Source organism: Pilimelia terevasa (assembly GCF_014647915.1).
Taxonomy (GTDB): domain Bacteria; phylum Actinomycetota; class Actinomycetes; order Mycobacteriales; family Micromonosporaceae; genus Pilimelia; species Pilimelia terevasa.
In genome coordinates this window covers 122,469-145,511 of record NZ_BMQC01000002.1, presented here as the reverse complement: position 1 = coordinate 145,511, position 23,043 = coordinate 122,469, and the positions used below count along the sequence as shown (strand labels likewise).

Here is a 23,043-nt window from a genome sequence, read left to right as displayed (position 1 = left end):
GGGCGCCAGCCTACGGGCGGCGCGGCGGTGGTGGTTGATGCGCGGGCGGTCGGGGCACCGTAGGGTGGGGCCGGACGCGGCGCCGGGCGGCTGTCCGTCGCGGCCCGCCGCGACACCCGCCCCCGCGTCCGCCCCCGGCGGTCCACCCGTCCGTCGTACCCGTCGCGTCCGAAGGAAACCGTGGCCAGTACAGGTTCCGCGTCGACCCAGCCGGTCCCCGCGCCGCTGCCGGGCGAGAGCCTGCTCGACCAGCAGTTCGCGGACACCGACGTCACCTCGGTCCGCCATCTCATCGTCAACGCCGCCCGCGAGGCCGGGCTGGTCGGCCAGCCGCTGGACGACTTCGTCCTCGCCGTCAACGAGCTGGTCACCAACGCGGTCCGGCACGGCGGCGGCGCCGGCCGGCTGCGGCTGTGGCGGGCGGCGGAGGGTCTGTGCTGCGAGGTCGCCGACACCGGGGCGGGCCTCTCCCGGGACCACCCGGTCGGCCGGTCCCGGCCGCGCACGGACGTGGCCGGTGGCTGGGGCATGTGGCTGGCCCGGCGGCTGAGCACCGCGATGTCGGTGACCACCGGCGCGGCCGGGACGACGGTCCGCATCATGATCCAGCTTTCGGAGGCCTGACCGGTGCACACCTTCCCCGGCCCCGGCGCCCTCCAGGACGCCGTCGGCACCCACCTGGGGCACAGCGACTGGCTGACGGTGACCCAGGCCCAGGTCGACCAGTTCGCCGACGCCACCGGCGACCACCAGTGGATCCACACCGACCCGGCGCGCGCGGCCGACGGCCCGTACAGCGGCACGGTCGCGCACGGCTACCTCGTGCTGGCGCTGCTCCCCCGCCTGGTGACGCAGGTCCTCGCGGTCGACGGCGTCCGGCTGCGGGTCAACTACGGCCTGGAGAAGGTGCGGTTCCCCGCGCCGCTGCGCGTCGGGGACGCGGTCCGCGCGGGTGTCGAGGTCGCCGCGGTGCGGGAGGTCCCGGGCGGGCTGCACCTGGAGCTGACGGTGACCGTCGAGCCGCGCGGCGGCGGCAAGCCCTGCTGTGTCGCCTCGACGGTGACCCGGCTCTACGTCTGAGGCGCGGCCTGCGGCCGAGGGCGTACGCACAAAGCGGTGTCGGCGCTTCCTCCCGGCCCGCAACTACCAGGAGAAAGCGCCGACACCTCTATGGGGAACCGGCCGATCCACCGTGCGCCTCCCTCACCAAGGCACATTGCCGACCGACCGGAGCCTTGGTGTACCGGCCGTGGGGGACGGCCGACCGGCACACCAAGGACGCCGGGAGTGTGGAGTTGTGTGGTGCCAGGTACCGGGGGTGTTGCCTTCTTATCAGGTAGTACGTTCCGGGGCCGGTTTCGGATCGATGATCACCGGCCGAATACCTATCCGACGTCGACCGTGTACCCGCCGGTTCCCTCCTCGGCGGTGATCTCGATCCGGTACAGCCCGGCGGTCCCGTCGACGCGGACGGTCTCCGCGGCGTCGGCGCTGGTGCCGCTGGCGACCGTGTCCCACTTCAGGCCGCTCCACTTCTGTACCGCGACGTCGAAGTTGGCGTCCGCCGGCCCGGTGAGGCACACGGTCTGGGTGCCCGCCTCGGCCCGGTAGCTGCGGCCCTCGGGCTCGATCGCCACCCCGTCGTTGACCAGGGTCCCGGTGTAGCTGACGTCGGGGTCGGCGCAGGCCGCCGGCGCGCTGGTGCTGCGGGTGCCGCCGCGCGGCAGCTCCTCCGTGGCGTCCGGCACGGCGGACCGCGTCGGGGCGGCCGGCGGGGTGTCCGCCTCGCTCGGCTGCGCGGCCGGCCGGGCCGTGGTGGGCGCGGGCTGGGGGGTGCTCGGCGCCGCGGCGGTCTCCGGCGTGCTGGTCAGCAGGGTCAGGTTCAGCCGCTGCAGCGGCTCGTTCACCGGCTGGAAGAAGGTGGACCCGCCGGCCACGCAGTCGCCGGAGCCGCCCGAGGTGATGCCCTGGGCCTGGGACCCGGAGACGAACGGGCCGCCGGAGTCGCCGGGCTCGGCGCAGACGTCGGTCTGGGTCAGGCCGGTGACGGCGCCCTCGGCGTAGTTGACGGTCGCGTTCTTGGCGAGGATGAGCCCGCACCGGGTGCCGGTGGTGGAGCCCGAGCGGCAGACGGAGGCGCCGACCGGCATCTCCCGGCTGCCGGTGACGTTGATGTCCCCGCGCTCGGTCGCCACGGCCGAGGTCGGCGTGAAGGTCGAGGCGGTACGGACGAAGCTGTAGTCGTCGCCCGGGAACGAGGAGGCGGCGAAGGTGCCCTGGAACGCGTCCTCGGCCCCCGCGGAGGTCTTCGCGCCGTCCTGACCGCAGTGCCCGGCGCTGACGAAGCCGCCGCGCACGGCGAACCCGACGGAGCAGCGGCCCAGGTTGTTGACCAGGAACGGGTCGGCGCCGCGCACGTCCACCAGCGGACGCGGGCGCACGGTCGACCGGGTGATCCGCACGCTGTCGGCCGGGGCGCCGTTCTTCAGCGCCCACCTGCGGGCGCGGTTCTCCTGGCCCGGGGCGGCCAGCACGACGACGCTGTTGCTGGCCGGGTCGACGTACCAGCTCGCGGCGCTGGCCGGGGCGATCGCCCGGGCGCGCTGGTCCAGGTCCGCCTTGACGGTGGCGAGCTGCGCGGCGTTGTAGGTCATCAGCTTCGGTTCGGCGCCCGCGCGGCGGACGGCGGAGGCGGCGTCGGGGTCGGTGATCCCGACCTTGAGCTTCTGGCTCTTCTTGTCGATCCAGGTCCCGGCGAAGACCCCCGGCACGCCGAGACCGGCGGCGCCGCCGCCCGCCCCGCCGCCGTTCGCGGCCCCGCCGCCCGCGCCGCCGCCGAAGGCGGAGATCAGGCCCGCGATGCTGGAGGCCGCGGCCGCGGCCTGGGCCGGGTCGACGTTGCCGGCCGCGGCGCCGGCACCGGCACCGCCGCCGCCGCCGTTGGCGGCCGCGGCCGCGCTGCCCAGTTGGGCGATCTGGGCGATCAGCGCGGGGTCGAACCCGCCGCCACCGTCGCCATCGCCGCCGTTGGCCTGCGAGATGGCGCCGACGAGGTCCGCGATCTGCTGGGCGTCCACGCCCTGCCCGATGGCGTCGGCCCCTGGGGCCTCGACGCCGGGGAGCCCGCCGCCGGAGGCGTTGGCGAAGTTGCCCAGGTTCTCGCTGAGGCCGGCGCCGACACCGCCGAGCGCGGCCTCGCGGTCCACGCGCTCCTGCGCCTGGTCCTCGGACATCCTCATGTCCCGGGCCAGGAGCTGGACGTACGGCGACGCCTTGCTCGACCTGGGCCGCTCCTGGGCGGCCAGCGCCGGTACCGTCACCGCCGCCGCCGCTGCCACCACCACGCCGCACACCGCCGAGGTCACTGCCTGCCTGCGGTCCATCGCGGCCTCCTTCCGGCCACGTCCCAGAGGGGGAGGACAGGACGTTGGCTGCCCGGGAGTACGCGCAGGTCAGGGAGGTGGTTGAACCCACGTGATGTGATCAGGATCACATTTTTCCGCCACCCCGATTAGGCCGGTGTGCCCGGAGTGCACAGACAGCGGGACCCGGTACGCCTGGGGCGCACCGGGTCCCTACCTTCGGTCAGACCAGGAACCTCACAGGTACCGGAAGGCCGTCGCGCCGTAGGTCGTCGAGGACCCGCCCGGCGTCGTCACCTGCACGTGGTACGTGCCGGCCGTCCGCTTGCCGAACGTCGCCCGGATCTGGGTGTCGGACAGCCGCGTGTAGCTGACCTTGACCCCGCCGACGGTCACCAGGGTGGCCGCCGTCAGGTTCGCCCCCGTGATCGTGACCGCCGTGCTGGCCGTCGTCGCCGCGCTGGAGGCACTCAGCGTGGACACCGTCGGCGCCGCCGGCCGGTTGTAGGTGAAGGTCAGGGCGTTGCTCGTACCGCCCGGCGTCACCACCCGCACCGGCACCGTGCCCGCGGCCGACGCCTTGGGCAGGGTCACCTTCACCTGGGTCGCGGAGATCCGCGTCATGGTGACCTTGACCCCGTTCGACGTCGCCATCGTGGCGTCGGTGAAGTTGCTGCCGTTGACCGTGACGGTGTTGGCGACGTAGTTCCAGCCGCTGGTGGCGCTCAGCGTGCTGGCCACCGGCGCCGCCGGGACCACCCGGGTCAGCGACACCGACTGGCTGGTCCCGCCGGGCGTGGTGAGCACCAGCCCGTAGGTGCCCGCCGTACCGGCCGGGATGGTGACCTTGCCGGCGGTGTCGGACACCTTGGTGTAGGCCACCTTCACCCCGCCCAGCGTCGCCAGGCTGACGCCGGTCAGCGCCTGGCCCGTGAGGCTCACGACGGTGGACTTGTAGTACGGCACCTGACTCGGCGTCGCCGCCGTCACCTGCGGGGCGGGCGGGTTGGTGTAGGTGTACGAGCGGGTCGCGCTCGGCCCGTTGGCGTTGGTCAGCTTCACGTCGTACGAGCCGGCCACCTGCGCCGGGGTCACGAAGGTCAGCGAGGTCGCCGAGAGCACCTTCACGCCCGTGGCCGCCTTGAGCCCGACCGTCACCTTCGGCGCCGTGGGCAGGAAGCCCGCCCCGGTCGCCGTCACCACGGTGCCGCCGAAGATCGTGCCGGTGCCGGTGTCCAGGGACGTCAGCGTCGGCGGCGGCGAGTGGTAGGTGAACTTCGTCGCGGCGGACGCCGGACTCGTGCCGCCCGGACTCGTGGCCAGGACGTCCACGACGCCGTTGGTGCCGGCCGGGGTCGTGAAGGTCAGCTTGGTCGAGCCGCCCACCAGCGCGGTGCTCAGGCCGGTGGCCGCGGCGCCGCCGACGGTCACCGACGTGACGTCGGCCAGGCCGGAGCCCGTCACCGTCACCTGCGTACCGCCGAGGTTCGAGCCCTTCGCCACCGACATCGAGGCGATGGTCGGCGCGATCGCCGCCGGGTTGGCCGGGGTGGTGATGCCGCGGACCGAGTACGCCGCGTCGATCTTGCCCAACACCCAGGACCAGGACAGCTTGGTCTCGCCGCTGTTGCCCCAGCCGGTCCCCCACGAGTTGCGGACGAAGATGCCCTGCGCGTCGTACCCGAACGCCGCCATCATGTGCCCGCCCAGCAGGCTCCCGGAGGAGGTGCTGTACAGGGTGTGGGCGCCGAGCGCGGAGAAGTTGGAGTACACCGGCATCCCGATCGCGACCGGGTTGCCGGAGGCCAGGGCGGCCATCATGGCCTCCTTGGCCGTGGTCGTCTGGCCGGCGCCCAGCCACAGCCGGGTGTACCCGCTGACGCGGTAGTTGGCCGCGTTGGCGATCTGGGCCGTGGTCGGCGCCGTCTGGTAGTTGTAGTAGCCCTGGAAGTAGTCCGCCTGGGTGTCCACTCCGGAGTTGGCGGCCACCGACAGCGCGTTGTCGGGGTTGGTGCCGGCACTCGGGGCACCGCCCGGCGCGACGGTGCGCATGTAGAGGTACAGCGGCGCGTACGGGGCGCCGGCACCGCTGGTGCGGTTGGCCCAGTACCCCATGATCTGGTGGGCGATCGACCAGGAGACGCAGGAGCCGATCTGGCCCTGGTTGCCGATCGCGGGCGCCCACTGCCGCAGGTCGACCGAGTCCGGGAGGACCTCGGATGCCTTGCCGCTGGGCTTTCTGGCCGCGACGCGGCCGACGGTCTTGACGTACCCGCCCACCTTCGGCGCGGCGGCGGGTGTCTTCGCTCGGGGTGTGGCGGGTGCCGCGGAGGCGGCCACCGGCGCGAGGGGCGCCAGGACCACTGCGGCGAACAAACCGATAGTCAACCGGTAAAGGGGGCGCATCCGTGCTCCTCCGGGGGAAAGGGTCCGCACCGCACGGCCTGGGTGGCCGTCCGGTATTCCTGCGTTCCTCACCTCCGCCGGGGTGGTCGCCGGGGGTTGAGTGAGTCATCGGTCCGGGTCGGACGACCTGAAGGGAACAGCCGGCATCGACGCCCTAAACAACCGTCGCGCAACCGGCCGTCAACCGACGGCGGGTCCGGGCGGGAAGACCAGGTGCAGACTCGTCCCGTCGCCGGGCCGGTCGGACAGCGCCAGGGTGACGTGGTGGACGTCCAGGATCTGCTTGGTGACGGCGAGCCCGGCGTCGACCGTCAGCGAGCCCGGGGAGCCGATCGCGCCGCGGTACAGGTGCTCGAACAGGTGCGGGTGTCCGCCGCCGGGCGCTTCCAGGTCGTCCAGCCGGAGTCCGGGCCCGGGGTTGGCCTCGGTGGAGATCTTCACCCGCCCGCCGTCGGGGGTGAACTTGACCGCGGAGAACAGCAGGTGGGCGAGCGCCTGCTCCAGCCGGACCGGGTCGGCCAGGATCGGCAGCTCGGGGCCGGCCCGGTGCAGGATGCCGATGCCCTTGGCGTCGGCGATCGGCCGGACCGCGTCGACCGCCCGCGCGGTGAGCCGGGTGAGGTCGACGGGCCGCATCCGCAGGCCGGACCCCTCCTCGCCGACCACCGCCAGGAGGTCGTCCACCAGTTCCCGCAGCCCCGAGGCGTGGTCGTGGACCGCCGTGGCCGCCCGCGCGGCGACCTCCGCGTCCACCTGCCCGCCGGCGGCCAGGTGGTCGAGGTACGTGCGCACCTCCGCCAGCGGGCCGCGCAACTGCGCCCGGACCAGGCTGATCACGTCGGCGAGCCGCCGGTCGGCCTCCTGCCGGTACCGGCTGACCTGGGTGATCTGGTTCGCGCAGTGGCGCAGCTCCAGTTGGGCCGTGACCTGGCGGGCCAGGGCGCGCATGGCGCGCAGTTGGTCGATGGTGAGCCGGCGCGGCTCGCCGTCGACGACGCAGAGCGTCCCGAGGGAGAACCCGTCGGTCGTCACCAGTGGCGCCCCGGCGTAGAACCGGATGCCGTGCTCCTTCGTGACGGCGGGGTTGCCCGCGAACCGGGCGTCCCTGCGCACATCGGGCACCACCATGAGGTCCTTGCCGAGGATCGCGTACGCGCAGAACGACAGGTCCCGGGTCGTCTCCTGGGCGTCCACGCCGATCCGGGCCTTGAACCACTGGCGGTCGGCGTCCACCAGGCTGACCAGCGACACCGGGGTCCCGCAGACCCGCGCCGCCAGCGCGACGATCTGGTCGAACTCCTCGTCGGGCGGGGTGTCGAGGATGTCCAGTTCCCGCAGTCGGTCGATGCGGGCGGCCTCGTCCGGGGGCTGCGGCGGGCTCTGCGGCGTGGCCATGAGCCACCTCCTGCGGCGCTGGTACACGGTGCGGTCAGACAAACCTAGACACACGTTAAGTAGGTGCGCCACTACATCTCGTAGTTTTACCGCGGTACTGTATGAGCCGACCGCCGTGCCGCACGACACGGGCGGCCGGGCGAGAGGGGCACGCGATGGCGTTGATCCTGGCCGCGGACGACGAGCCGGCCGCGCGGGAGGTGCTCGCGCGGGTCCTGGGCCGGGCGGGCCACCAGGTGGTCACCGCCCCGGACGGCGAGACCGCCCTGCGGGACTTCCGGGAGCACCGCCCGGACCTGGTCCTCACCGACGTCGACATGCCGCTGATCAACGGCTTCCTGCTCTGCGACGAGATCCGCCGGGACCCGGCCCGCCCGGACACCCCCGTCGTGCTCGTCACGGGCGTGATCAACCCGCAGGACCACCGGGCCCGGGAGGTCGGCGCCAGCGCCGTCCTGGTCAAGCCGTTCACCCCGGAGGACCTGCTGGCGGCGGTCGAGCAGCAGCTCGCGCCCCCCGTGCCGACGGTGTGAGCGGCGGTTCTCCGGGAATTTTCGGCGGTTTCCGCCCGCGCGTCCTGCCATCGCGGGGGCGTCCCCGGGTCGACCGGCAGGGGGCTTCGGGCAATTCGGGGTGATTAGGGGCAGAGGGCGCCGGAGCGCGTTAGCGTTGAAGGATGCCGAAGGCCGTGTGGAACGACGTGGTCATCGCCGAGAGCGATGACATCGTGGTGTTGGAGGGCAACAAGTACTTCCCGCGCGCCTCGGTGCGCGAGGATGTCCTCCGTCCGTCCGAGAAGCACACCGTGTGCCTGTGGAAGGGGCGCGCGTCGTACTACTCCCTGGAACTGGACGGCGAACACGCCGAGAACGCCGTCGTCTACTATCCCGAGCCCAAACCGGACGCCCGGACCATCGCCGACCGCGTGTACTTCACCCGCGACGTCAAGATCCTGGACTGACCCGCGCCGGTGCCCGCGCGGCCGTGGCCACTTCCGGCCGCGCGGCGCACCGGCCCCGCCCCGCCGCCCCCGGGGTTCCGCCGCCGCCCGCAGCGCCGTCCGCGGGGCCGTCGGCCGGCCGGTGTCGTGCACCCGCCGACCAGGCGGCAGCCGACGCCGTACGGGCGCCACGTTGCGCGCACCCGACCGGTCCGCGCGCAGTGACAGTCGTGCTAGCGTCCCGATCGCCGGCCCCCGTGACGCCGGCACCGACCCCCTCGCACGACCCCCGAAGGGCAACGATGATCAACGGCCGCCCCACCCCCGTCGGCCCGCCGGACGCCACGCACTCGCCCCGGTACGTCAACGCGACCACCTTCGCCCGGCTCCCCCGGCTCGACCAGGTGCCGCGCGCGGACATCGCCGTCGTCGGCGTCCCGTTCGACTCGGGCGTGACCTACCGCCCCGGCGCACGGTTCGGCCCGAACCACGTCCGGCAGTCCTCCATGCTGCTGCGGCCGTACCACCACATGCTGGACCTCGCGCCGCTGACGGAGTTCCAGATCGCGGACGCCGGGGACATCCCGGTCAACCCGTTCGACATGGCCGAGACCATCGAGTCGATCACGCAGGGCGCCCGCGACCTGCTCGCCACCGGCGCCCGCCTCATGACCATCGGCGGCGACCACTCGATCGCCTTCCCCCTGCTGCGCGCCGTGGCCGAGAAGCACGGCCCCGTGGCCGTCGTGCACTTCGACGCCCACCTCGACACGTGGGACATCGACTTCGGCCAGTGCCACTCGCACGGCACGCCGTTCCGCCGCGCCGCCGAGGCCGGCTACCTGGACCGCGACCACTGCCTGCACATCGGCATCCGCGGCCCGCAGTTCGACAAGGCCGACCTGACCGCCGACGCCGACCTCGGTTTCGAGATCGTCTACGGCGAGTGGATCGACGACCTGGGCATCGACGGCGTCGTCGAGCGGATGCGCGCCCGCCTCGGCGACCGCCCCGTCTACGTCTCGGTCGACATCGACGTCCTCGACCCCGCCTTCGCCCCCGGTACCGGCACCCCCGAGTGCGGCGGCCTGAGCAGCCGCGAACTGCTCGCGATCCTGCGCGGCATGGCCGGGCTGAACGTCGTCTCCGCCGACCTGGTCGAGGTCGCCCCGGCGTACGACCACGCGGAGATCACCGGCATGGCCGGCGCCCGGGTGTCGTACGAGCTGATCTCGGTCATGGCCGCGCACCTCGCCGGCATCGCACCGACGCCGCCGGCCGAGCCGGCGATGCGCGTGGCCACACCGCCGCCGGCCGTCACGGCACAGGGCCGGCCGCGGAACACCGCGCAGGGCCGCCCGCGCATCCCCACCCAGGGCCCGCCCGGCGACCTCGCCCCCGCTTAGGGAGCCGCCAAGGTCTGTCAAGTTGACGGCTCTGGCGCAGAATAGGCGATCGCGAAGCTGAAGAGGGCTGGTGAGTCGTCGGCGTTGACGACGCGCTCATCCAGGCGTCGAGGCCGTCGTCGCGGCGGTCGGTGAGCAGGTCGACGAATTGCTTCACGCGCTCGGCGAGGGCAGTCAGGTGTCCGTGCGCGGTGAGGAGATCTTCCGGATATTGCGATAGCGCGCCGGCAGATCAGCGGGCTGGCTGTCAGCCACGAGACCATCTCGCGTGGCGAGGGTGGTTACGTACCGCGGCCGCGTGGCCTTGGTCGACGTAGCGGACCAGTAGATTTGCGCTCGCGCGGGCGTAACGCCTCACGGTGTTCAGTGCCCAGCCGAAGCGGCGGGTACATTCCCGCAGCCCGTGACCTTGACCGAGCACTCCCCCTCACGACAGAGAAGCTTCATAAACAAATTGCTATGGCCAATTGCCTGCCGTACTTGTTGCACCATCCTAACGGTTTCGGCGGCGCTGCCCCGGAATCAGATCCCGCAAGGCCATTCGAAACATGGCCACCGACCCCTCCGGGGCATCTACACCCTCACGACGAAACACCGACCTTGACAGCAAGGTGACACGACGCACGGCAGTCACAATAATTATTATTCCAATGATAGCGACGATAAAAAGGATCCCGAAAACAAGGCCGAGCGGAAGACCCCGGATACCGACGAGACCCATCAACGGAATGCCGAGCATGGCACCCAAGAAAGCGCCGAACGCTAGCCTCAACGCCGCAATTTGTCGTATGTAGTACCTGCTGTTGTTGCGCACTTCCTCAACTGCGTCAACTATCGCCATTGCACCCAGTTCCATCTGTCGATCCATGCGTGACTGACCCACTCAAACGCCGGCCGACCCTACGTAAGGCTCAGCGGTTGGGGACTACCGCCGACCAGGCGACCCGCCCGGCAGGCAAAACACATCACGAAAAAGCATTCGGTAGTAGGCCAACTGGATTGTTGTAGAATTTCCAAACTGCGCGATTATGACGCGCATTTCATTGTTCAAAGAGATACTACTAGTCCACGCCAACACGACACCAGCTCCCACCATGGCAAAGGCAACGAAGAATACCGGCTCCATCCACGACCATCGGTTACCGGATGCTGCCGATACGCCAACCATTAACGTCAGCGCGAGACCCAAGAGCAGAAATCGATGGGCGACCAGCAAGAACCAGTACATGCGGCGCTCACGTAGAACACCTAGATGTAGTTGCCAACTTTCCACTCAGAGCCTCCAGATCCTGGTCACCGATCGCCCCATCATTACGACGAGTGGCATCGATCGGTCGTGTTCGAGCGGCAGTTAATCTGGGGTGGCCGTCAGTGGGCGGTGGCCGCCAGGTGCTCCAGGAGCGCGTGGTGGGCGGCCCAGCCGTCCGGGAAGCGGACCGGCGTGTCCAGGTGCACCGGCTCCCGCGACGGGTACGCGTCCAGCAGGGCGGGGATCCCCGCCCTGGCCACCACCACGCACGCCTGCCGGTGCCGGCTCGTCAGCACGCACAGCCGGCCGGCCTCCAGGTGGAACGCGGTCGCGTCCCGCCGGCCCGACAGCGGGTGCAGCACGATCGTCACGTCGTACTCCCGGCCCTGGAGCCGGTTGGCGGTGTCCACCGTGACCTGCGCGGCGTGCGGCGGCAGGGCGGACCGGATGGCGGCGACCTGGTCCCGGTGGGCCGCGCCGACCGCGATCCGCTCCGCGGTGACCGGCGCGGTGGTCCGCTCGCAGGTGGCCGTGGCGCCGCGGCTCAGCAGCCGACCGGCGAGCGCGGCGCAGGCGGCGGCGGCCTCCGCGTCGGTGCGCGGCGTGAACGCGGGCGGCAGGGAGTGCAGCGCCCAGCCCGTCCGCGCGGCGGTGTCGAGGGTGTCGTCGTACGCGTCGACCGGGGGGCCGTCCAGCGCCCAGCGCCGCACCCCCGGCGCGGTGCCGGCGGTGAACGGGGCGTCGGGGTAGAACGCCTCGGCCACGACCGCCGCCGCCGAGGGCGGCAGCCGCCACGACACCGGCAGCCGGTGGAGCGGCAGGTCCGGGTTGTGCCGCAGCAGGACGGCGACGGCGCTCTGCATCGGGTCCCAGCTCACGCCGGTCCACCGGCCGGTGTCCACGGTGGAGAACGGGTCGAGCTGGCCGGGGTCGCCGACGAAGAGCGCGCGGTCGAAGCGGGGGGCCACGCGCAGCAGGGCGTCGGCGCGCATCTGGTACGCCTCGTCCACGATCGCCCACGGCCAGGTGCCCTCGGCGACGGTCGCCCACTTGGCGGCGGTACCCACGGTCACGGCCGGCGCGTCGAGGTCGGCGGGCTTGGCGGCGACGCGGACGTTGCGGTGCCGGGCCACCCGCGGCGTCGGCCGGTAGTCGGCGGCGGACAGCCGGCCCAGCCGCAGCCGGTCGTCGGCACCGGCGATGCGGTCGACGAGGTCGTCGACCTGCTCGTTGGTCTGCGCCACGATCATCGTCGCGGCGCCGGTGGCGGCGAGTTCCCGGGCGGCGCGCACGACGAGGGTGGACTTGCCGGCGCCCGGCGGCGAGTCCACGACCACGCCGCGGTGGACGCCCGCGGCCAGGTCGGCGAGGACCGCGTCGGTCACCTCCCGGGCGCGCGCCGCGGCGGTCGATTCCATCCCGGCAGCCTGCCACACCGGCCCGCCGCACCGGCGCGGCCCGCCGACCGGCCGGCACCGCGCCGCCCGCGCGCCCGCCCGCCGGCCGGGCGTCGACCGGGCGGTCAGCCGGCCGGCACCGGCTCGGGTGGCGCGCCGGCCGGCGGGTCGCCCGGTACCTCGGCACCGCCCCGCGGGTCGCCGCCGGCGGGGTCGGCCGGCGGGCCGCCGTGTGTCCACGGGGTGTCCTCGGGGGCCGGGAACGCCGGTGCGGGGGCGAAGGCGTCGGTGAGCGTCGTGTACGTGACGACCTCGCCCACCTCCGGTACCGAGCCCGCCTCGGGCGTCCGGCCGCGCCCCATGCCGCCGCGCAGTTCGAGGACGGCGTCGCGGCCCTCGACCGAGACCAGCGTCGCCCGCTGCTTCGGGCGGCCGGGGGCGCACAGCGCGGTACCGGGGGCCAGGTGCAGCGGGTCCGCCGACCGCACCGTGATCCGGGGTCGCAGCACGGGCCGGCGGCCGCTGTCGTCGACCCGGGTCGGGTCGGCGAGCACCACCTCGCCGCGGAACGCCTCCCCCGCCAGCCGGTGGTCGGCGAGCACGAGCGGGTCGTCGTACGCCCGCTGGAGCGCGTAGGTCGCCGCCGCCCGCTCCAGCCGGTGCAGGCGGGCCGCGGCGGCCACCGCCGAGTCGTGGCGCGGCTGCGGCAGGCCGCCCTCGTCCAGGTGGGCGGCGTAGCCGGTGAAGGCGTCCCGGTCCTGCCCCCAGCGGGCGGCGACCGTGGCGCCCGGCGGCAGGGCGGCCAGCAGGTCGTACGCCCGCCACACCGCGTCCCAGGCCGGAGTCAACTGGCCGCGCAGCGCCGCCGCCAGCCGGCCGGGCGCGTCGGGGGCGCCGCGGTCGTACGCCGCGACCAGCGGCGCCAGCACGTCGCGGTCGAACGCCGGGTCCGTCGCCGGGCCGGCCGGCGGGGTGACGGCAGGGTCCTCGGCCGCCGCGGCGGCACCCGCCCCGGTGCGGCCCTCCGGCGGGTCGATCCAGGCCAGCAGGGCCGGCAGGTGCGCGTCCTCCACGGCGCTCTGCCCGGTCGCCCAGTGCGCGCCCAGCGCCGCGGTGGCGGCCACCAGCAGGGCCGAGCCGGGCAGCTCCGCCCGGTCGGCGAGGAACGTCAGCCAGCAGCCCAGCCGCGGTACCGCCGCCGGCACGGGGTGTTCCCCGTCGGTGCGCCGGAACCGCAGCGACCGGCCCAGCAGCCGGACGAACTCCACGCCGCCGGGGTTGGGCACCCACACCTGCGGGGCGTCCAGGTACCGCACCCGGACCTGCCGCCCGCGGTCGGCGGGCACGTCCTCGGTGGCGCCCCGGCGGGCGTCGAGATAGGGCAGCACCTCGGCGGCGAGCGCCGCGGCGAAGGCGAACCGCAGGTCCCGGTTGCGCGGCTGCGGCACCACCAGCAGGCGCGGCGCGGCGCGGTCCGTGCCCACGAGCGCGGCGAGCGGCGCGAGCGTCTCGCCCGCCAGGGCCAGCGGTACACACACCAGCGGCGCGGCGGCCGCGTGCAGGTGGCCGACGGTGGTGAGCGGCTGGGCCACGCCGGTGGCCGCCGCCTGTGCCCGGGCCAGGGCGCTCAGCACTCCCACACGGCCGCCCCCGCCAGCGCCTCGGCGCGCAGCCGCGCCGCCCGGCGCAGCACCGCGGCGGCCTCGGCCTGGGTTGGGTCGGCCGGCGGCGCACCGTCGGCGTACGCCAGCACGGCGGCCACGTCCGGGACCCCGCCCAGCTCCTCGCGCACCGCCGGCCCGAGCGCGGCGGTGCTGCCGGCGGCCTCGGCCCGGCAGTGGTACGCCAGCTCGCAGGCGGCCAGGCAGTCCGGTGTGTACCGGGCCGCCAGCCGGGCCAGCGCCGCGGCGACCGCGCCCGGCGGCCGGGCCGGCGCCCCGCCCTCGCCGCCGAGGTCGACGGTGAAGTCCGCCGGCAGGTCGGCGAGCAGGTCGGCCACGCGGGCCAGCCGGCGCAGTTGCCGGCGCAGGACGGCGACCTGCCGGCGCAGGTCCAGGACAGCGACGGTCGGCTCGTGCCCGAAGTCGCGCGGGCAGACCAGCAGCGCGTCGGTGGCGACGGCGTCCGGGTCGGCGCCGCCGGCCGCGCGCAGCTCCCGCAGCCCGAGCACGTACACCGCCGCCTGCACCGCCGCCGCGGCGACCTTGGCCGGGTCGGCGCGCCCGTCCAGCACGGGGAACGACTTGACCTCGACGACGTGCAGCCGGCCGGCGACCCGGCAGGCCACGAGGTCGGGCTCCAGGTACACGTGCTGGCCGGCGACCGACAGGCGCAGCAGCGGGTGGTCCGCGAGCGCGACCTCGTCGCCGCCGAGGACCGCCCGGGTGCGGGCGTACCGGGCGGCGTTGTCGGCGCCGCCGTCGCCCAGGTCGACGGCCGGCCCGGCGACGTCGGCGCCGGGCAGCTTCGCGGCGACGAGCGCGCGCAGGGCGGCGTACCCGTCTGCCTTCACCCGGGCCTCGAAGGCGTGGCCGCGGATGATCGCGAACGGCGACTGCCCGTACCGGGCGGGGTGCCCGACGTACTGAGCGAGCGCGGTCTTGTCCACCCCGGCGGCGTCGAGGACGGCGCGGCGGCGGCAGTCCGGGTTGCCGGTGAGCGCGGCGATCGTCCGGGCGTTGTGCCGGACGGGGGCGGCGGGCCCGCGGACGCGGGCCAGCGCGGCGGCGACGGTGTCGGTCACGGCGGCCAGTATGCCCGGCGCCGCCGACAGCCGGCCGGCGGCGCACCCGGGCGGCGCGGCGGCGTCAGGACTGGACGGCGGCCTTCAGCTCGGCGATCAGCGCCGGTGTCAGGGTCGGCCCCGCGCTGGCGGCGAACCGCGTCATCTCGTACGCGACCGTGCCCAGGTCCACCCCGCGGTCGGCGATGACGCCCAGCACGCTGCCGACGCTGATGGCCGTCAGCAGCAGGTACCCGTCGGCCATGTCGATGATCACCCGGTTCAGGGCGCCGAGCGCGTACGCCCCCGCCACCCCGTAGGCCAGGCCGGTCATGCCCGCGATGACCGCGGCGAGCCGCTCGGCGTCCTCCCGGTCGCGGACCGCCGACATCGCCATCAGCAGCCCGTCCGACGAGACGGCGACCGCCTCCCGCACCCCCACCGACCGGGCGGTGAAGTTGTCGAGCAGCCAGTGGAAGGCCGCCGCCTCGCGGCTCAGCTCCACTCCGGACTCCTCCGCGGTACCGCCGCGGCTCCACGTGTCGGTCACCGCGCACCCTCCGCGCCGTACTCCCGGAGCGCGCGCGTCACGCCCGACTCGAACTGCTCCACCAGCGCCCGCACGGCCCCGGGGTCGTGCTGCGGCGCGCCGGGTGCCGGGGCCGCGGGGCGGGGGCGGGTCGCCAGCGTGGCGCCGGGCACCCGCCGCGCCAGCGGGCCGTCGCCGGGGGGCGGACCGGCGGCGGTCGCCCGGACGGCGGTGGCCCGGACAGCGGTCGCCCGGGCGGGGGTCGCCGGGGCGCCGGGGGCGGACCCGGGCCGGCGGGTGGGCGGCGGACTGCCGGGGAGCGTCCCGGTCCGCATCGGCTGTGGCGCGGGCACCGGTGCCCCTTTCCCTGGTTGGACGCCGTCCGTCGAAAGAAGTGTTTCGGGGGAGGGTACCCGGTCCTCCCCCTGGCGCTGCGCCGGGATGAAACCGCTCCACGGGCGCCCCTCGACCACGGCGGCCCGGGCCCGGTCCAGTGCCGCGCCCGGGGGCGCGGCCGGGGGTATGGCCGCGACGGCCTCCGGCGGTTCGGGCGCCGGGCCGGCGAGCAGGCGCGCGGGCAGCTCCACGATGGCCGTCGTACCGCCGCCGGGGCTGCCGGCCAGGCCCACCCGCAGGCGGTGCCGGCGCGCCAGCCGCCCGACCACGAACAGGCCCAGCGCGCCGGTCGGCGCCAGATCCAGCCGCTCCCGGTGGCGCAGGCGCGTGTTCTCGGTGGCGCGCTGCGCCTCGGCCATGCCGATGCCGCCGTCCACCACCCGGATCCGCGCGCCGCCGCGGGTCCGCTGCGCCGCCACGGTCACCCGGCGGTTCGGCGGGGAGAAGACGCAGGCGTTCTCGATCAGCTCGCCGAGCAGCAGGACGGCGTCGCCGACGACCCCCGGGGCCAGGCCGAGGTCGGCCGGGATCTCCAGGTCCACCCGGTCGCCGTCCTCGACCACCGCCAGCGCGAGCCGGGCGACCTCGCGCAGGCCCATCGGCGCGGTGTGCCCCTCGGCGCCGGGCTCGCCGGAGATCACCACGAGGCTGCCGGCGTTGCGGCGCAGGCGGTGGGTGACGTGCTGGAGCCGGACCAGGTCGGCCCGGCGGACGGGGTCGCCCTCGGCGGCGGCGAGCGCGGCCAGGCCGGCGGCCTGGCGGGCGACCAGGCTCTGGGTCCGCCGTCCGACGTGGCCGAACATCTGCGCCACGTTGCGGCGTACCGCCACCTGCCGGTGCACCAGGCTGACCGCGGTGCGCTGGACCGCCTCGATCGCCCGGGCGAGGTCGCCGATCTCGTCGCGCGAGTCGGTCGCCACCGGATCCAGCCGGACCGGCCGCACGGCCTCCAGCTCGTCGTCCACGACCCGCAGCAGCTCGTCCTCGGTGATCGTCACGATCCGCTCGGCGGACGCCGTCAGCCGGGTGAGCGGCCGCACCACGAGCTGTCCGACCACGACGCACAGCGCCACCACCAGCAGGACCAGGCCGAGGACGGCGCCGCCGACGAGCACGGCGCCGAGGACCTGTGCGCGGTACGCGCTGTCGGCCGCCGCCGTGACGTCGCCGACGATGCGCTCGCCGACCAGCCGGTCGGCGCTGCCGCGGTAGTACAGCGCGCGCAGCAGGTCCGGCGGCCGCTGGGCGCGCAGCGCCGGCCGCGGGTCGGCGCCGGGCTGCCCGGCGACCACCTCGCCGACGCGCGCCACCTGCGTGTACAGGGTCTGCTGGGGGCCGGTGGCGAAGTGCCGGAACCGCTGGAGCTGCGTGGCGAACGCCGCCTGCGCCCCGTGGTACCACGGCACCAGGTGGTCGAACCGCGGCGCGCTCAGCAGCAGCGCGTAGACGCCGGTGACGGCGAGCGCCTCGTCGGTCCGCAGGGCGGCGTCCAGCGCCACGAGCTGCCGCCCGGGTCCGGCCCCGCCGTCGACGCCGTCCTGGAGGCGCAGCGCGTCGGTGAGCTGGCCGACGAGCTGCGCGTACCCGTCGACCACCGGTACCGGGTCCGCGCCCGCGGCGGGCGCCCGCCGGGGGGCGTACGCGTCGACGGCGTCCAGCGCCCGCCCCAGCGCGACGCCCTCGGGGAGGGCGCGCGCCCGCAGGGCGGACAGCCGCCGCTGGACCAGTTCGTTCTGGACCGGCAACTGCGCCGCCGGGGCGGCGTCCAGCGCCACCCCGAAGATCACCAGGCGTTCCTGCTGGAGGGCCTGGACGAGCTGGCCGACATCCGCGGCGAGGCTCGCCCGCGCGGCCGTCGCCGCCGCCCGGTCGGCCGCGGCGACGCGGTCGGCGGCCACGACCGCCGCGAGGGCCACCACGGCCAGCAGCGGCACGGCGGTCAGCAGGGCGAGTTTGCCGCGGATCCGCAGTCGGGTCAGCATGGAACCGCCGTCGACGTCACCCGCGCCACCCCGCCGCCCGCACTCAGGTTTGTGGACCGTCCGCGCCACCCGACGGATCGGCGGTGATGAAGTTACCCGACCGCCGCCGAGGTGTCCTCCGGCGCGCGACGTAAAGATGACGTGTCTCTCACCAGGACGATCGACCGCGCGGGCGGCGCGTCCCGGCGGCCGCACCGGCGGGACGCGGGCGGGCGCCCGGCGGCCGGGTGGCGGCCGGTTCAGCAGCGCTACAGCGACAGGGTGACGCCGAACGCGTGGAGCCCGGGCGCCACCACGGGCGAGACGAAGCTGTCGTCCCCGGCCCCCGTGACCGTGGCGTCGCCGACGGCCAGTCCGGGATCGGGGTCGCGGGCGGCCGCGGGGGTGGTCAACGCCATGACTCCGGCGGACAGCCCGCCGAGACGGACTCGGCAATGCTCATCAGACGTCTCCTGCACTGTCTGGAGGCGTCCTGTGGCGCGCCTCCCCCGTGTGGGCGACGCTAGGTCCCGCGGAGCGGCGGCGGACTGTGACGGGATCGGCACTGGCGGATACCCGACAGCCCGCCCCGGCCCTACGGGCGGTTGGCCATGGCGTGCAGGGTGTTCACGATCTGCCGGATGCTGCTGTCGGTGCCGTCGAGCCGGTCGACGGCGGCGGCGATCCCGCCGCCCTGCGCGCGCAGGGCGGCCAGCTCCTCGGCGACCGCCAGGGTCGCCCACGCCTGCGCGAGCGCGACCCGGTCGGTGCCGTCGGTGGCGCCGAGGTCGGCGAGCAGGGCGGCTGCGGTCTGGGCCGGGGTCATCTCAGTCATGGGAGAAGTCTGGCAGCAGGCGCCCAAGAACGCCGGACTGCGCGATCCGGCGCCGCGGCCGGCTGGCCGATCTTCCACCCTGTCGGGTTCGTCCCCCCGACCGCCGGTCCGGGCGCGCTGCCCCGCCCCGGCACCAGCGCGCCGGATTACTTCCCTCAGACGCCGCGCGCCGCCGCCGATCAAGGTGCCCGACAGTGGATCGCCGGGACCGTGAGGAGCCCCGTGGGCAGGCAGCACCCCGACACCGCACCGGCCGGCGCCCCGCGCCCGTCGGACGGTCCGCGCTGGCCCCGGTGGGCCACCGCCGGCCTGGTCCTGGCGACCCTGGCGCTGGCGCCGCTGTTCGCCACCCACGCCGGGGGCGCCCGCGGCCAGCTCCTGCTGTTCTGGGGCGCCATCGCCGTCCTCGACCTGGCCGCCGCCCTCGCCGCCTACCTGGTCGCCGGGCGGATGACCGACCCGCACGTGCGGCGGTTCTGGCGGATGCTCTCCGGCGCCTCGCAGCTCTTCCTCGTCGGCGACGTGGGCTTCGGCCTCGGTGAGACCGGCTACCTGCCGGGCCTGGCGGCGCAGCTCAGCCTGACCCGGGAGCTGGCGCTGCTGATGGGCGGCGGCGCGCTGCTGTGGACGATGCTGATCTACCCCGTCGGGCGCGGCACCGGCCGCGCCGGGTTCGCGTTCTGGCTGGACGCCGCCACCGTGCTCGTCGGCGCCAGCGTGGTGCGCTGGTACCTCGGGGTGCCCGAGGGCGCGACGAACGGGCAGCTCGCCCACACGACCGCCACCGCGGGCGTCCTGCTCGTGGCGGTCTTCGCGGGCGGCCGGATCATCGCCAGCGACCGCCCGGCCGCCGCCCGCACACCGGCGTACCTGCTCGTCGCGGGCGCCGCCGGCGAGGTCTTCTTCGACGTGGTGCTGCCGCTGCCGGACGCCTCGACCGCGAGCGGCTACGGGCTGCTGCACCTGGCCCGGCTGCTGCCCGCGCTGCTGCTGGCCCTGGCCGGCGTGGTGCAGCTCGGCGCGGTCCGGCAGGGCACGCCGGGCGTCCGCCCCGCCCCGGCCGTGCGGTACCCGGTCCTGCCGATCGTCATGATCGCGGTCGTGACCTCGGTCCTGGTGATCAGCCTGCCGCCGCTGCCCCTGCGCAGCGTGGGTGTCCTGGCCGGCGGCATCGCGGTCGCGGCGCTGATCTCCACCCGGTACGTCCTGAGCACCCGCGACGCGGTCCGGCTCCAGCGGGAGGCCGAGCGGCGGCTGGCGGAGCTGGAGCGCCACCAGCAGTTGCAGCACGCCCTGCTCCAGTACTCCTCGGACATCACCTCCATCATCGGCCGGGACCTGCGCTTCACCTTCGCCAGTCCCGCCGTCACCCGGATCCTGGGCTTCCCCCTGGACGAGATCGTGGGCCGCCCGGCCCACACGTTCATGCACCCCGAGGACCGGATACAGCTCCGGCCGCTGATGCGCCACCTGCGCCGGACGCCCGGCCACACCGCGCGGTACCAGGCCCGCTACCGCCACGCGGACGGCTCCTGGCGCTGGCTGGAGGTCACCGCCACGAACCGGATGGACGACCCCACGGTCGCCGGCCTGGTCAGCAACTCCCGCGAGATCACCCAGGCCCGGGAACTCCAGCACCGGCTCCGCCACGAGGCCGCCCACGACCCGGTCACCCGGCTCGCCAACCGGGCGGCCTTCCTGGAGCGGGTCACCCTCGCCCTGGCCGGCGACGGCGCGCCGCCGGCGGCCACGGTGGTGCTCGTCAACCTGGACGACTTCCGCGGCATCAACGACGCCCACGGCCTGGCGGCCGGCGACGAGGCGCTCGCCGCGTTCGCCGACGTCCTGCGCGGCTGTGTCCGGCACCGCGACCTGGCCGCGCGGCTCGGCGGCGACGAGTTCGCCCTGCTGCTGCCCGACACCACGGCCGGCGAGGCGACGCTGGTCGCCCGCCGCCTGCTCGACGCCCTCGCCCGCCCGGTCGTGGTGGCCGGGCAGCCGGTGCACCTGCGGGCCAGCATCGGCATCGCGGCGGCGGCGGGCCGGGAGGCGGCGGACCTCATGCGCGCCGGTGCGGAGGCGCTGTCGGCCGCCAGGCGGCAGGGCCGCCACTGCTTCGCCGTCCACGACCCGTGGTCGCCGCGGAGCCAGCCGGTCACCTCCTAGGCCGGCGGCGCCGGACCGGACCGCCGCGGTGCGGGCGGGCCGGATCCGGGTACCCGATCCCCATGACCCAGTCGACACCATACGGGCGCTGTGCGCCGCCTACCTCGCGCAGGACCACCGGGCCGCGGAGCGGCTCATCGGCCCGGACCTGGCCTTCACCAGTCCACAGGACGACCGCCTCGACCGCGCCGCGTACTCCGCGCGGTGCTTCCCGACCGCCGACCGGTTCGCCGCGCACGAGATCCTGGCGGCCGCGCCGGCCGGTCCGGGAGGGCAGGGTGACGCAGATCCAGGTCTTCTTCGGCGGCCGGGGCTGAGCGCCGGTCGGGTCGTTCGGCACGGTCCTTTCACACTTCACACCTGTCCACACCGTCGTCACCGCAGACCAGGTACCGGCACAGGACACTAACCTCGACCCGTCGCCCACATCTTCACCAGCACGAACACGCCCCGCCCCCGATTGCGCCACCCTGGCGGCCCCACGCCCGGCGGACGGCGCGACACAGTTTTCCCACAGAAGTGGTGTGAAGGAGGTCATGCACACGTGACGGCCCGGCGTAACATCGATCCGCGTCAGCGGCCGAGGAGCCTCGGACGCGGACGGCCCCAGCCAGCCCGGTCGACCGGCAGCCGGCGACCGACCGCCTCCGGCGCCCCCGCACCGCGCAGGCGCTCCAGTGCCCGTCCGACGTATCGGCCCGGATACGTCGGACGCTCCTTCTCCACGCTTGCCGCGGCGCGGCGGCGGGCGGCCCGCCCGCGGCGCCGGCCCGGCAGGCGGACGCTCGCGGCCCACCCCGCCCACGCCAGGGTGCGGCCACTTCCCGGCCGGAGGGTGAGATGAACGATGCCGCGCTGGCGGTCGCCCTGGCCCGCGGACCCTTCCACCGGGCGCTGCGCGCGGCCATCGAAGCCCGCGGCCTGTCCCTCCAGTGCCTCCAGCAGCAGCTCGACGCGCAGGACCTACGCGTGGGCACCGGCACGCTGAGCTACTGGAGGTCCGGCCAGCGCCGCCCCGAGCGCCCGACCTCGCTCCAGGCCGTGGCGGCGCTGGAGGCGATCCTGGGCCTGCCGACCGATGCCCTGCTCCGGCTCCTCGACCCGCGCAGGCGCGGCGAGGCGCGGCCGGTCTCCGGCATCCCGCGCCCGATCTCCGACCTGCTCCTGGACCCCGAACCCATGGTGACGTTGCTGCACGACCTGCGGGGGCAGGCGCCGCCCCTGCGGTTGCAGGTGGCCGTCGACGTCGTGACCCTCTCGGACTCCGGCGGCATCGCCACCGTCGACACCACCTGCGTGGTCCAGGCGCAGCAGCCGACCGACCGCCACGTCGTGACGTACTCCAGCGAGCCCGGGGGCGACGCGCAGCTCCTGAGCGTCGACGTCGGCGACGGCTGCCGCATCGGCCGGCTGCGGCGAGACCCGGCCGCCAACCTCATCGCCGCCGAACTGCTGTTCGACTTCCGGCTCCAGGTGGGCCAGACCCACCTGCTCCGGTACACCGTGCGGGACGCCAATCCCCCGCCCGCCAACCAGTACTTCCGTACCGTGGTCGTCCCCGCCCGGCATGTGATCACGCAGGTCAGGTTCTCCCCGCACCGGCTGCCGCTGCTGGCGTGGCGGTTCACGCGACCCAGCGAGGGAGCGCCCGACGCCACCCACGAGGAGATGCCCGTCGGTCCGCACCACAGCGTCCACACCAACCTGCACCAGGTACCGGCGGGCCTGGTGGGCGTGGGCTGGGAGTGGGGCTGACCGTCCACGCGGCCGCCCCGAACGGGTACGGATTCTACTTGACGCAGAAGGCCGCCTAGAGATACCTAGGCGGCCTTCTGGCTTTGTAGCGGGGACAGGATTTGAACCTGCGACCTCTGGGTTATGAGCCCAGCGAGCTACCGAGCTGCTCCACCCCGCGTCGGCTCGGCAAGCTTAGCGTGCCTGCTCCCCGACGCCAAAACGGACTCCCCAGGCGCGTCGAAGTCCTGGCTGTGCTCCGCGATCGCCCACGACCGGCGCCTGACGGCCACGGAACCGAGAGGCCGGAGCAACGACAACCTGCCGAGCATCCAGAAGGCGCACGATTCACTACGAGGCGAGGACGCCGGTCTGGAACGTGGTCGGCGTGTGGGGGGTCCCGTGTTACAAAGCCCTACGCAAACGGTCACCTAGAGATTCTCTAGGTGACCGTTTGTTTCGTAGCGGGGACAGGATTTGAACCTGCGACCTCTGGGTTATGAGCCCAGCGAGCTACCGAGCTGCTCCACCCCGCGTCGGCCCGG

The 23,043-nt window shown here is 74.6% G+C and carries 18 protein-coding genes and 2 tRNA genes; 7 read left to right on the top strand and 13 right to left on the bottom strand.

Annotation, left to right across the window (positions count from 1 at the left end):
* The first annotated feature begins 180 nt into the window (after positions 1–180).
* Together IEY75_RS03605 and IEY75_RS03600 are read left to right on the top strand one after the other, a co-directional pair.
* Positions 181–624, top strand: coding sequence for an ATP-binding protein (locus tag IEY75_RS03605; protein ID WP_268244325.1), 444 nt, complete (start codon positions 181–183; stop codon positions 622–624).
* 3 nt (positions 625–627) lie between these two features.
* Entirely contained in the window at positions 628–1,080 is a 453-nt protein-coding gene (locus IEY75_RS03600; RefSeq protein WP_189112737.1) for a MaoC family dehydratase, read from the top strand.
* 305 nt (positions 1,081–1,385) lie between these two features.
* Here IEY75_RS03600 and IEY75_RS20715 read toward each other — a convergent pair whose 3' ends face one another.
* From IEY75_RS20715 to IEY75_RS03585, 3 genes are all read right to left on the bottom strand, one after another.
* Positions 1,386–3,383 (bottom strand): S1 family peptidase, encoded by a 1,998-nt coding sequence (locus IEY75_RS20715; protein ID WP_229789319.1) that lies wholly within the window; start codon positions 3,381–3,383, stop codon positions 1,386–1,388.
* A 216-nt stretch (positions 3,384–3,599) separates the two neighbouring features.
* On the bottom strand, positions 3,600–5,768 hold the full coding sequence (locus IEY75_RS03590; RefSeq protein ID WP_189112736.1) for an IPT/TIG domain-containing protein: 2,169 nt from the start codon (positions 5,766–5,768) through the stop codon (positions 3,600–3,602).
* Between the two features lie 180 nt (positions 5,769–5,948).
* Complete coding sequence (locus IEY75_RS03585) at positions 5,949–7,163, bottom strand: GAF domain-containing sensor histidine kinase (RefSeq protein ID WP_189112735.1); 1,215 nt, start codon at positions 7,161–7,163, stop codon at positions 5,949–5,951.
* 155 nt (positions 7,164–7,318) lie between these two features.
* On the opposite strand from IEY75_RS03585, the gene IEY75_RS03580 reads away from it, so the two are divergent.
* The 3 genes from IEY75_RS03580 to speB all read left to right on the top strand — a co-directional run bounded on the left by IEY75_RS03580 (position 7,319) and on the right by speB (position 9,509).
* Complete coding sequence (locus IEY75_RS03580; RefSeq protein ID WP_229789318.1) at positions 7,319–7,696, top strand: response regulator; 378 nt, start codon at positions 7,319–7,321, stop codon at positions 7,694–7,696.
* 143 nt (positions 7,697–7,839) lie between these two features.
* A complete protein-coding gene (locus IEY75_RS03575) occupies positions 7,840–8,124 on the top strand; it encodes a DUF427 domain-containing protein (RefSeq protein WP_189112734.1) in 285 nt (94 codons plus the stop codon).
* 281 nt (positions 8,125–8,405) lie between these two features.
* Positions 8,406–9,509: an agmatinase gene (speB, locus tag IEY75_RS03570; RefSeq protein ID WP_189112733.1), complete on the top strand. Its 1,104-nt coding sequence runs from the start codon at positions 8,406–8,408 to the stop codon at positions 9,507–9,509.
* A 493-nt stretch (positions 9,510–10,002) separates the two neighbouring features.
* On the opposite strand, the gene IEY75_RS03565 is transcribed toward speB, so the two are convergent.
* The 8 genes from IEY75_RS03565 to IEY75_RS03530 form a co-directional block, all read right to left on the bottom strand.
* Positions 10,003–10,365 carry a hypothetical protein gene (locus IEY75_RS03565; RefSeq protein ID WP_189112732.1) on the bottom strand — a complete coding sequence of 121 codons (363 nt, stop codon included), beginning with the start codon at positions 10,363–10,365 and terminating at the stop codon, positions 10,003–10,005.
* A gap of 512 nt (positions 10,366–10,877) precedes the next feature.
* Entirely contained in the window at positions 10,878–12,176 is a 1,299-nt protein-coding gene (locus IEY75_RS03560) for an AAA domain-containing protein (RefSeq protein ID WP_189112731.1), read from the bottom strand.
* 104 nt (positions 12,177–12,280) lie between these two features.
* Positions 12,281–13,795: a hypothetical protein gene (locus IEY75_RS03555; RefSeq protein ID WP_229789317.1), complete on the bottom strand. Its 1,515-nt coding sequence runs from the start codon at positions 13,793–13,795 to the stop codon at positions 12,281–12,283.
* On the bottom strand, positions 13,783–14,898 hold the full coding sequence (locus IEY75_RS03550; protein ID WP_189112730.1) for a hypothetical protein: 1,116 nt from the start codon (positions 14,896–14,898) through the stop codon (positions 13,783–13,785). The genes IEY75_RS03555 and IEY75_RS03550 overlap by 13 nt, the downstream gene beginning before the upstream one ends.
* A gap of 64 nt (positions 14,899–14,962) precedes the next feature.
* Positions 14,963–15,427 (bottom strand): roadblock/LC7 domain-containing protein, encoded by a 465-nt coding sequence (locus IEY75_RS03545; RefSeq protein WP_189112729.1) that lies wholly within the window; start codon positions 15,425–15,427, stop codon positions 14,963–14,965.
* The gene (locus tag IEY75_RS03540; RefSeq protein WP_189112728.1) at positions 15,424–17,784 is read right to left on the bottom strand and encodes a sensor histidine kinase; all 2,361 of its coding nucleotides are present in this window, start codon (positions 17,782–17,784) and stop codon (positions 15,424–15,426) included. The genes IEY75_RS03545 and IEY75_RS03540 overlap by 4 nt, the downstream gene beginning before the upstream one ends.
* A 248-nt stretch (positions 17,785–18,032) precedes the next feature.
* Positions 18,033–18,182, bottom strand: coding sequence for a hypothetical protein (locus IEY75_RS03535; RefSeq protein WP_189112727.1), 150 nt, complete (start codon positions 18,180–18,182; stop codon positions 18,033–18,035).
* Between the two features lie 176 nt (positions 18,183–18,358).
* On the bottom strand, positions 18,359–18,598 hold the full coding sequence (locus tag IEY75_RS03530; protein WP_189112726.1) for a hypothetical protein: 240 nt from the start codon (positions 18,596–18,598) through the stop codon (positions 18,359–18,361).
* Positions 18,599–18,820: 222 nt separating this feature from the next.
* Between IEY75_RS03530 and IEY75_RS03525 the strand changes: the two genes are divergently transcribed.
* Positions 18,821–20,764: a diguanylate cyclase domain-containing protein gene (locus IEY75_RS03525; RefSeq protein ID WP_189112725.1), complete on the top strand. Its 1,944-nt coding sequence runs from the start codon at positions 18,821–18,823 to the stop codon at positions 20,762–20,764.
* An 840-nt stretch (positions 20,765–21,604) separates the two neighbouring features.
* Complete coding sequence (locus IEY75_RS03520; RefSeq protein ID WP_189112724.1) at positions 21,605–22,519, top strand: hypothetical protein; 915 nt, start codon at positions 21,605–21,607, stop codon at positions 22,517–22,519.
* Positions 22,520–22,605: 86 nt separating this feature from the next.
* Here IEY75_RS03520 and IEY75_RS03515 read toward each other — a convergent pair.
* Together IEY75_RS03515 and IEY75_RS03510 are read right to left on the bottom strand one after the other, a co-directional pair.
* Positions 22,606–22,679 (bottom strand) — tRNA-Met (locus IEY75_RS03515).
* Positions 22,680–22,960: 281 nt separating this feature from the next.
* Positions 22,961–23,034, bottom strand: a tRNA-Met gene (locus tag IEY75_RS03510).
* Positions 23,035–23,043: the final 9 nt, after the last annotated feature.